The organism is Gluconobacter sphaericus NBRC 12467 (genome assembly GCF_006539125.1).
Lineage (GTDB): Bacteria > Pseudomonadota > Alphaproteobacteria > Acetobacterales > Acetobacteraceae > Gluconobacter > Gluconobacter sphaericus.
In genome coordinates this window covers 116,253-125,704 of the sequence record NZ_BJMK01000008.1, presented here as the reverse complement: position 1 = coordinate 125,704, position 9,452 = coordinate 116,253, and the positions used below count along the sequence as shown (strand labels likewise).

The 9,452-nt window shown below is 55.4% G+C and carries 12 protein-coding genes and 1 pseudogene; 3 read left to right on the top strand and 10 right to left on the bottom strand.

Going from position 1 to position 9,452, the window contains the following annotated elements:
- From GSP01_RS07960 to GSP01_RS07930, 7 genes and pseudogenes are all read right to left on the bottom strand, one after another.
- Positions 1-552 (bottom strand): annotated as a pseudogene (locus GSP01_RS07960) (phage tail protein); the annotation flags it as partial.
- Positions 549-1,124 (bottom strand): DUF2612 domain-containing protein, encoded by a 576-nt coding sequence (locus tag GSP01_RS07955; RefSeq protein WP_141352448.1) that lies wholly within the window; start codon positions 1,122-1,124, stop codon positions 549-551. The pseudogene GSP01_RS07960 and the gene GSP01_RS07955, both read right to left, overlap by 4 nt.
- Positions 1,124-2,341: a baseplate J/gp47 family protein gene (locus tag GSP01_RS07950; RefSeq protein ID WP_141352446.1), complete on the bottom strand. Its 1,218-nt coding sequence runs from the start codon at positions 2,339-2,341 to the stop codon at positions 1,124-1,126. Before GSP01_RS07950 ends, GSP01_RS07955 begins: the two co-directional genes overlap by 1 nt.
- Positions 2,328-2,681, bottom strand: a complete 354-nt coding sequence (locus GSP01_RS07945) for a hypothetical protein (protein WP_141352444.1) — start codon at positions 2,679-2,681, stop codon at positions 2,328-2,330. The genes GSP01_RS07950 and GSP01_RS07945 overlap by 14 nt, the downstream gene beginning before the upstream one ends.
- A gap of 127 nt (positions 2,682-2,808) precedes the next feature.
- Positions 2,809-3,450, bottom strand: a complete 642-nt coding sequence (locus GSP01_RS07940; RefSeq protein WP_141352442.1) for a Gp138 family membrane-puncturing spike protein — start codon at positions 3,448-3,450, stop codon at positions 2,809-2,811.
- Entirely contained in the window at positions 3,440-4,390 is a 951-nt protein-coding gene (locus GSP01_RS07935; RefSeq protein WP_228123797.1) for a baseplate hub protein, read from the bottom strand. The genes GSP01_RS07940 and GSP01_RS07935 overlap by 11 nt, the downstream gene beginning before the upstream one ends.
- Positions 4,383-4,691 carry a phage baseplate plug family protein gene (locus GSP01_RS07930; protein WP_141352440.1) on the bottom strand — a complete coding sequence of 103 codons (309 nt, stop codon included), beginning with the start codon at positions 4,689-4,691 and terminating at the stop codon, positions 4,383-4,385. The genes GSP01_RS07935 and GSP01_RS07930 overlap by 8 nt, the downstream gene beginning before the upstream one ends.
- 136 nt (positions 4,692-4,827) lie before the next feature.
- On the opposite strand from GSP01_RS07930, the gene GSP01_RS07925 reads away from it, so the two are divergent.
- The 3 genes from GSP01_RS07925 (at position 4,828) to GSP01_RS14715 (ending at position 5,926) form a co-directional block, all read left to right on the top strand.
- Positions 4,828-5,274 (top strand): hypothetical protein, encoded by a 447-nt coding sequence (locus GSP01_RS07925; protein WP_141352438.1) that lies wholly within the window; start codon positions 4,828-4,830, stop codon positions 5,272-5,274.
- The gene (locus GSP01_RS07920; protein WP_141352436.1) at positions 5,271-5,624 is read left to right on the top strand and encodes a hypothetical protein; all 354 of its coding nucleotides are present in this window, start codon (positions 5,271-5,273) and stop codon (positions 5,622-5,624) included. The genes GSP01_RS07925 and GSP01_RS07920 overlap by 4 nt, the downstream gene beginning before the upstream one ends.
- 140 nt (positions 5,625-5,764) lie before the next feature.
- Positions 5,765-5,926, top strand: a complete 162-nt coding sequence (locus GSP01_RS14715) for a hypothetical protein (RefSeq protein WP_167495494.1) — start codon at positions 5,765-5,767, stop codon at positions 5,924-5,926.
- Here the strand turns inward: GSP01_RS14715 and GSP01_RS07915 are convergent.
- The 3 genes from GSP01_RS07915 to GSP01_RS07905 are packed head-to-tail and all read right to left on the bottom strand — an operon-like array spanning position 5,900 to position 9,402.
- Positions 5,900-6,397 carry a hypothetical protein gene (locus tag GSP01_RS07915; RefSeq protein WP_141352434.1) on the bottom strand — a complete coding sequence of 166 codons (498 nt, stop codon included), beginning with the start codon at positions 6,395-6,397 and terminating at the stop codon, positions 5,900-5,902. The two genes, GSP01_RS14715 and GSP01_RS07915, sit on opposite strands and share 27 nt — an antisense overlap.
- A 9-nt stretch (positions 6,398-6,406) precedes the next feature.
- Positions 6,407-7,138, bottom strand: a complete 732-nt coding sequence (locus GSP01_RS07910; protein WP_141352432.1) for a phage baseplate protein — start codon at positions 7,136-7,138, stop codon at positions 6,407-6,409.
- An 11-nt stretch (positions 7,139-7,149) separates the two neighbouring features.
- Positions 7,150-9,402: a transglycosylase SLT domain-containing protein gene (locus GSP01_RS07905; RefSeq protein WP_141352430.1), complete on the bottom strand. Its 2,253-nt coding sequence runs from the start codon at positions 9,400-9,402 to the stop codon at positions 7,150-7,152.
- Positions 9,403-9,452: the final 50 nt, after the last annotated feature.

The window sequence follows — 9,452 nt, the reverse complement described above, 5'->3', positions numbered from 1 at the left end:
AGACGCAATATCGGAATACCACGCCAGATCACCCGAGCCGCTGGCATAGATGAACGAGGCGCGTGATGTGGATCCGTTCAGGTGCAGGCCCGTGCCGTTCTGATCATTGTTTGTGGAGACGACGCCAAGCGTGCCAGACACTGATCCCGCGAACAGAGATTGCCACGAGGCTCCGGAAGCCCCTGGCGTTGTGGTATTATTGTCTGCCGTCGAAACCCAGAATGTCCCGATGGCACTTCCGGGAATCATGGCCCCCATGGGATAGCCGCCAATGCCAGAAGCAAAGTTGCTGTCAAATTGCCCTGGGAACCCGGCCTGCAATACTTGAATAGCCTTGGAAATGCGGTTGAGGAACCCGTTCATGTCCTGACCGCGAGGCGGGGAGCCTCCAGCGTCACGGGAGATGAACGTTTCAGGCGGGAAGCCGGCCGCAATAGATGCCGTGCCATCGCCTGCCGTCGCCTGTGTCTGAGGAACTGTCGCAATATCAGATGAGGATGCCGATGCGCCGATAAGCGTATCGAACCGGCCCAGATCGTCAGAGTTTTTCATGAGCTCGCCTTGATGGAATAGGAGACGGAAACCCCGGTCGGGCGCGGCAGAACGCCACTCGTCTGTATGATGCTGACCTGCACATCAGTCGGCACAAAGTCGAAAACATACGTCATTGTCATGTCGCCATTATCTTTGACGTAGGCATCGCCTTGTGCGCCAAAGAGCGTCATAAGCACCGCATTAATGGACAGGATCGATCCATCCGAAATGTTGCTCAGAGCTTTTGCGTAGATCAGTTGACGATAGGCACTGTCGGACAGACGATAATTCGTCGTGGCCGATGATCCGGAATACCAAGGGGCCTGATTCCAGCCCACTTCAGTGAGGTCATTGGCCTCCTCAAATCCCAGATAATTCGCGGATGTCAGTGTGAGGACGCGTGAAACGCCCACGATACGCCCCCAGACGTCCAGGCCATAACCCTGCGCCGTTTGAACGTTCCAGACGTGGTTGTACCAATCATCAATCAGGGCCGAAGGATCAATGGCCTGATTCCGCGCCTCGATTATAGAATAGACAGGGGCAGCATTCGCATATTGCGACAGGATTGTTTGTCCTATGTTTTCCATCAGGACAGCACCAAAGAAATATTACCCGCTGAGAGGGTAGGGATTTGGTTGATATTAAGCGCAGCCGTGTAGCTAGACGGATCGGCCGATGTTCCTACGGTAATCTCAACAATTTTGGCCCACGTTCCGAGCGCTGTGACAGCGGAATAATAGCTACTGGCGTAGATAGTCCCGCCGATAATCCCGGCATCCGATCCATCCGCCTCAAACGCCGCCATGATTGCTGCCGTCACTTCGTCATTAGCTGTAGAAGGAACGAGAGAAGAATTCTTCAACGTGACAGTGTAATAGACAGGCGTTGCCGTCGCGCGGGTGAAGGTTACTGTGTAGGAAGGATTTGTTTGATAGGAAGCGTTAGGATCCTGAACCGTAACGGTCGTGGTCCCAGTATAAGCGCATCCGGGTGGCTTTTTGGACAGAATGGCAAGAGCCACATCCTCATCCGTCCCGCCATTTACGCAGACATACAGCGATTTCGCTGCGATCGACACGCCTCCGGTCGTTACGGCATCAGCCGTCGAATTATCTGTGACATAGACGGCCGTAACGCCCGAAACCTCTCCGACGCTGCCTGCAATCGCATCAAGGGAACCAACGCTGTTTTTAGCAACCGATGCCTCCCTACGAGCCTCGAAGGCTGCGCGCCCCTCCTGACTGGATCCCAGAACAGCGGCTGCCGGGTTGGTGACAGTACTAAGACCAGGCACCGTCTGATAAACACTGACCGAACCGGGAGCGACAGCCACAGGCCCAAGCGTCAGGCACGAGAAAGTGCCCTGACCGGTGCCCGTACTGTTAATCGTTATGGCTCCATCAGAAGAGAACTGATTGCCGTTGGCATCCTGAATGACCGTGGCTTCCGGAATAACAGTGCCCGACGCCCCGGAGCAGACGACCGTCACAACTGAAGCCGTCGCCCCCTTGCGGGACATGAAATAGATATTCCCGATGGCGTCCTGCATCCGCCCGAAAGCGCGCTCCGGGTCAACTCCGTTCAGAATTTGCAGGAAGGTCGCATAGGCATCCCCCAAAGCGGCAGTGAAGGACGTGGCAAGTTGGCCCTGTGGCGTTGAAAGCGCAGTATTGAGGTTACCGCCCAGAGCCGCGTTCATGTCGGATAATGCGCCCGCCAGAATGTCGGTCTCAGCAGGGGCGACATAGCCAGCATCCGTAAAAGACGGCGATGGAACGTCCGTTGTGCCGCTAGAATCCGACATTGCCTGTCGTTCCGTCTGTAGTTGTAAATAGAATGGTTCCCGTCAGAATTCTGGACGGGCCGACAGATTTGACAACGCACTGTGCGCTGGCCACGCCCGGAACAGTCAGGGCGATCTGTGCTGCCTGTTCCTCGAAGACGGATACAGACTGCGCGAGGCCTAAAATGTTCTGCGTGTAAGGCATTCCTTGCGCCGTGTCGTACCAGCACTCACCCTGGAAGACGCGCACGGCAGATGCGATATCCTGTGCTATGGCATAGGTGCCCGTAGCGAGTGCGATATTTCCGCTCGCATCAAGCAGAAAGCCCCACGTGGTCCTATCGAGAAGGAGCGTATCCATCGGTTGCTCATAAAAAAAGCGCCCGAGAGGGGCGCTTGATAGACTGACCGGAATTTATGCGAACGTACTGCGTTTATGCTGGCAGGTACAAGGGAAATTTTGCTCTCCCCCGGCAATTACGCTGCCTTTATTGGGGGGCACCGGTCTCGCCAGACCCTGCCTGCACACCTGGGTGAATATGGCTCTGTAGCGATATATTCTCAGCCTTTACGTCACCGGTTGCTGCAATTTCGCCCGCAACTTTAACCGCGCAGTTAATGTCCATTTCTGCGGCATCAACGATGAATTTTCCTGCCGTTTTGACATGCACATCCCCATCGACCCAGCCGATGTATTCCGTCGGCGCTTCATTGAGCAGGCCACCGATGTAAATGGCGTCCGCCGTGTCGTGCTGGCGATACGATCCCGGCGCTGCAGCGGACCGCGTGGCTTTGACGGTGGAAATATCGCGTGATGCAATCATGATGAACCCGGTATCGCCCACGGCAGGATCGCAGATGATAGCGCGTGTTCCGCCCTGAAGCCGGATATAAGGGACATTATGAATGACGCCGCGCGGGGTAGGGTTCCCCGCACCGTCGATCTGGTGGACCAGAGGCTGCACATCGACAAACCCCACCGGATTAACGCCCACGCCGTTTACGCTCAACACTTTGACTGGAAGAGCGGCCCCTAGCATAGAGAGAACGCGGCGGATCATGGCCGTCTGAACCTGAAACGCAGAAGATGCGTCTGTCGGCCGTAGCGATCCGGAATAATTACTGGCCATAAATCGTCTCCTGCACAATCTCAGGCCGTCCAGCTTCGATATAGGTTGTCCACTGTCCACCAGGCGTTTCGGACTGTAGGTCATGCTGGACCCGAACTACTCGCCAAAGCCCGTTATAGGGCGGCAGCACAATCCCGGTCGTCTGTTCTCCGTTGCGGCTGGCGGACTGTGTCCATGCGGCGGGCGCATAATCCGATGTCAGCTTGATGAGCGACTGAAAGCCGATCAATCCGTTAAAGAGCGTTGCGAGTGTCATGCCGCCCTGAGAATAGGCCGGGTATCCGATCATGCCCGTACTGGCCGATATTTCGGCTGCGGGCGTGCCCTTCGCGCTGAGATTGCGCGGCCATATAGTGAGAATGTTGTTGCTGATAATATAGGACGTTTTGGTTGCGGATGCCGCCACCTCAAGCTGCTCGCCAGCCGTCCCATTATAGGTGACGCCGCCTTTGAGCACGTCTGTCACACCGTTGTTCTGAAAACCCAGCCCGGCCTGCGTAGCAATGGCCTTCATAACGTCTGCCACAGCCACGTCGCCAGAAAACGAGATCGCCTTAACGGGGGCTGTGTTGATTGTGGCCATACTCATAGCTGTGACCATGAAGGCGACCGAAGGCGAGCCGCTGAAATCCGCGAACGCCTCTGTAATGCCACCCACGAAAACCGTCTGCCACGCCGCTGAGGTGCCGCCGCTGCGTGCCATGACAGTCACGCTGCTATTGCTCTGCATGATGATGGAGGCCTGCAGTTTGGACAGGGCGTTCATTTGTGCCTGCGTCATGCCCTCGATCCGCAGAGAGCACATCACGCCAGCTATCAATCCAGCCCCTACAATCTGGCACGCAATCCGCTGTCCCATCAGGGTCAGGGTCTTGCTCAGGTTATCTCCGTAAGTGAAGACGAGCTTTAGCTCGCGTTTGACAAAGGACGCATCAGACATTCTGCCCCTCCTGATAATAGAGCAGATAGCGCTTACCTAAGCCCGAATAATCAGGATCGTCAGTCCCCATCGTGTCCACAAACACCAGATCGCCAGGAAGGCCAAAATAGGATTTTCGGACAATCCATGTTCGGTCCTGACAAAGCACGCCCGCCATCACCAGCGTGCCATTGAGTGTGATGTTCATGAAAAGGCCGGTTGCAAGCTGTGCGATATCCAGCTGAATGGACTGCGACGACAGCGGAACCAGTACGGTCTGGCTCGCAACCGCGCTGAGAGGGATGACGACGGGATCCGACATAAAGATTCTTTCGGGCAATAAAAAAGCCACCCGGTTAGGGGTGGCTGGCAACTTTATCCAGAAGACGGGCAGCATTGACTCACCCACTACACCTCTGACTACTGGATGATCAGATTAGTATCTTGTCAGGTGGCATATGGAATCGCGTGATATTGGCCTAGACGTTGCCCCGGAAGGCTTCGAATATGAGCTTAGCCAAGATAAGAAATCAGTAAAGGTAGGCGTCCAAACTGGCGCAATCCCTATCTGGAGCAGAGATCTCAATAAGGACGAGATTACCAGTCTGATCTGGTACCTTGGCCGTGCGCGCGCTGAACTAGAAAAAGCGGAGGGCCCGCCTTTGCCCCCAGAGCAGCAGTTAGCCCGTGTAATAAATGATCCGCGCTGGTTTAGTACTTTGGCCCCGGATAAAGGTGGATCACTTTTCATATTCAATCATCCATCTTTTGGTGCGCTTGGCTTCGTAACCCCCCTAAAGTGGGCAGCAACCTTGGCGAGGTTGCTGATAACTCAAATTGAGGCAACGCTTCCTGGACCTGACACTAAAACTGATACTTCTGATCAGGAAGACACTTCCAAATGAGCGAGTTAAGTAATGTGTATAAGTTTGGGCCGACTTTTGGCTCATCGCCCAGGCCCATTGATCTGACGCGTTTGGGTGAAGGAGGCGGCGGTGGAAATAACTTGCCTCCAAGTGGGCCCGGGGGAGATAATGGAAATATGGAACCGCGTATCGTAAAACTCGAAACCCAGATGGAAGGCGTCCTTGATACCCTTAAAGGTGTTCGCGATGATTTGCGTTCAATGCGATCGGCCCAAGAGCGTGATTTTCGTCTTTTGTTTGGAGCTATAATCACAGCGTCAATTGGTTTGGGTGGCTTGATGCTAGGCTTATTGGCTCTGATGGCGCACGGTTTTAAATGGATTCCTTAACCGCCCCGAAGGGCGGCTCCGTAATCAGGCGGCAACAAGAGCTGCCTGCTTCTCTTGCAGCTGACCATACGCCTCATCCCACCCCTTTGACCGGACTCCGGGGCGGGTGGTGTGGTCATGTCTCCACTCAGGAGAGAGAGATGGCAGACGAGAAGAAGACTGAAAAACCAGCGGGGGATTTCAAACGAGATCCTCGCCGAATGACTGCAGAAGACCTGAAGAAGCGCGGTACTGTTATTGCCATGGACGGTATGCCGCCCGATCTCAAGAAGGCGCTAGCTGAGCGCGACCAGAAGAAGTGAAGCGCACGGCCCGATAATCGCGCCAAACCATGCGGCCTTGAGCCACTTTTGCCGCTTTTCGTGCGCCTTTGCATTTTCGCACTCCGCAAGTGCCAAGTGGTCAGCAATAGCCACCTGAAGCTGTTCTTCGGTCGTCGCCCTAGTTTGCCCTGCAATTTGCTCCACTTCTATCGGATAGAGGGTCATGCGCTCGATGCGCAGGGGCATTAAAACCCAGACGCAACATAGACAAGTGGCGGCAAACCCAGCGCACAGAACAAGTGACGGGAGTAACACCATGGACTGTCCTCCGAAGCCCTTTGCGGCGAGGGCAACCGATCCGGTAAGTGCCGCTATGGACCACCCCAGTAGAGATGACGCCCGATCCCGAGTTTTGTTGATCGCATCCACCCGCGTCTTACACGTTGCTTCGGCTTGTCGAAGCATCTCTTTAGCCAGCCAAGGCTGCAATTCCTGATCATCACTCATCATTGTCTTCCCTCAAACCAACGCGGTTTGATTATATGAACCCAACTGCGCTGATGTTGCCGTTTGCGCTTGCACATTGCCCCCGTCTTGCTGGCTTTGACCGGACGGAGAAGCTGTAGGAGTAGTGTCGGCTGTGGCCGTCTGCCGCACTTCTTCAAGGTAAATTTCGGCATAAATCAGCGTCACGCCGCGATCGGCCGAACGGCGGATACCGTAGCCGGTAACGTTCATATTGTTGTATGTGGCCTCGGGCGTCGTGACAAAATACAGGTTGAGGTCGGCAACAAGTCCGTCCAGCGTGCCTAGAAATTCTTTACGCGCCAGCACATCTGTCCCGACGGACGTAGACAGTCCTGCCGCTGACAGAAGGCTCGAAATGACGCTAGTGCTTCCATAAGACATAGTGCTGCCGTCACACAGCAACTCAAGCATGATGGCCTTTGGCATTTGCACTTTGTTGTAGGAGACGAACGCACCTTTCTCCTGCGGCGCATCAGAAATGCGAGACTGGGCGCGAAGATCAACGGCACGAACGCGCCCTCCTGTGAGCACAGGGTTATTCTTATTATCAAAGAGCCCCCATACGCGGTCCTGCGCTCTGATCAACGCGCTTTGAACCAGCGTGTCGAGTTCGACCGACGCTACCGCTTCTGCATCTGAAATAACCGTCGACCACAGTTTCGGAACGCCTGACCCGGGAATGACATTTGCCGTAACGGGCTGCGCTACGAGTTGCATCACCATGGCGGATTTCCTTACATAAGGCCGAGATTGGCCTGGCGCGCCAACATGCGCGGATCGTTAAACGCCTGCCTGACGGCCTGCGCAGTCGCATGCGGGTCTGATCCATGAGCGTTGACCGTGACGTTGGCAGAAACGCTGGACGTGTTATTTGTGACCGCATGCGAGGCTGAGTGATCGTTTGCCGTGTTGATCGCATGGGTCTGCGCGTCGATATAGTTCTGAATATGGGTTGCGGGCGCGTTGTTCTGTTTGGCCTCGCGCTGTTCAGTTTTGGGGGCGAGCGCCCTTTGCGCAAGGCCTTGTGCTACCGTTTGAGGCGGAAGCTCTTGAGTTGGAGTAGGGGGCGGCTTGATTGTTATTTGCGGCGCAAAAGTAGGCTGGGGCGTTTTGTCTGACTTTGGTCGCGCGGGGACGGGTGTAGATTTGATGGCAACTTGAACCGGTTGGGGTGCATGCTGCTCGGGGAGATGGATTGTTGGGTTTGGTACGCGCGGATCCGCAGGTGGAGGCGCCGATGCACCCGGCACTCTGTCGTGCGTTTGCTGCATCGTTGCCAGGACCTTGCCAAGATAACCTTGAGTTTCAGACGGAAGACGGCTGGCCCAGTTGTCCCCGTATTCGCTCACCAAGTTTCCAACTCGGCCTGGTCCAACGTTGTAGGCCGCGACGGCCTTGGACCATGACCCAAACTGATCATGGTATTTCCTTAGCGCGCTCGCTGCATACTTTGCCGCATCTGTGAAATTGTGCGGGTCTATTCCCGCTTCCCTTGCGACGGCGGGCATGATCTGCATTTCGCCCTGCGCCCCGGCTGCTGAGTCTTTTGCGTTGGCACCACGGTCGCTCTCCGTCTTCCACAGAGCGTCAAGTATGCCGGACGGAAGGGAGTGTTCCTGTTCTTCCGTATCGAGAAGCGTTTCCTTCTCCTGCTGATCCCCCGTGAGGTCAGGATGCTGTTGCTGAGCCTTGCTGTGCCCCATCCATCCGTCGGTTTCCTGAGAGACCCAATCATCGAGATTGCTCGAAAAGTCGCTCTTGTCGTGCTTGTCGAGATACGAGAGGCCTGCGTTGGCTCCTGCAGTAATCAGCAAAGCGTCGCCAACCGGGTTAAGCAGTTTTGCCGCTGCCGATAGTGGGCCAATCAGTTTGGTAAGAGACGCGAGCCCAATGCCAGATACACGAGCGAGCATCGTGATCCCGCTCAATACGCGCAGGAATTTCGATCCGACCCAGAGAGCAAAGAACCCTTCCGCGACCCGCTTCCATCCGCCTATAGCTTCTGCGCCGCTGTTCGCTTCCTTTGCGAACTGGCTGATTCCGTCGATGATGCCCTTCCAGTTGATCCCGCGGACGACATCCGCAAACGCATGGGCATCCGTGACAATACCCCGCCAATCTCCATCATCGAGAGCCTTGTTCATGCGTTTGATGAAGTCCACGATATCGGTCTTGATCCAGTCCTGATTTGCATCAATCAGACCGGAGATCGTCTGCATCAGGTTGTGGAGCGCGGGCTCAGAGGCCGTCATGATGCTACGCCCGAATGATTCTGACTGCGCTGTCAGCTTCACCCAATCCATCATCAACTGGCCGGATGCCTTGGTATCAGCGGCGGTAGGGGCGTATTTCTTCAGAGAGCCATACAATGCCTCGATCTTTTCGGGCCCCTGTTCAAGCATATTGATGAAGCCTTGGCTAAAGCCTGCCTGACTTCCAAGGGCCGAAAATAACTGAGGCCCCATGCGCTGCGCCGACCGCGCCAGGTCTGGCATGAGGTCATTCATGCTGCGCAGCTTACCGTTTGCGTCCTGAAGCGCGACGCCCATCTGCGTAAAAGTGAGGGAGAGGTTTCTGCGCCCCTCTATGGTCTGAAATTGCGAGACCAGAGATTGCATCGAGCCTGACACGTCAGAGGCCGTGCCACCGAAAGATTCCGCGACCGTCTGCCATGTCCCAAGTGTCTGGGCAGAGGTTCCAAGATTTCGGGATAGATTGCCAAGCTCAACATTGGCCCTTGTGTTTTCGGCCACGAATGCCTTGAGCGTTTTCCCGGCTGTCAGAACGGCGAAAAAAGAAAGTGCTTCACGCGTTAAACCACGGAACGCGTCAGAGCCGCCTTTGGCTGCCTGCTCAACGTTACTCTTAAGAGATGAGGCGCGATCCTTCAGACCATCCAGCGCCCCTGAAGCTTCCTTCGCGCCCTTTTTCGTTCCGGCTGCATTGAGGTTCAATTCAATGACCAAAGAGTCGATGAGTGTGGGCATTATCGATTGAACCTCTTGATGGCAGCGGCCTCAACGAGGTCTTCGAAATC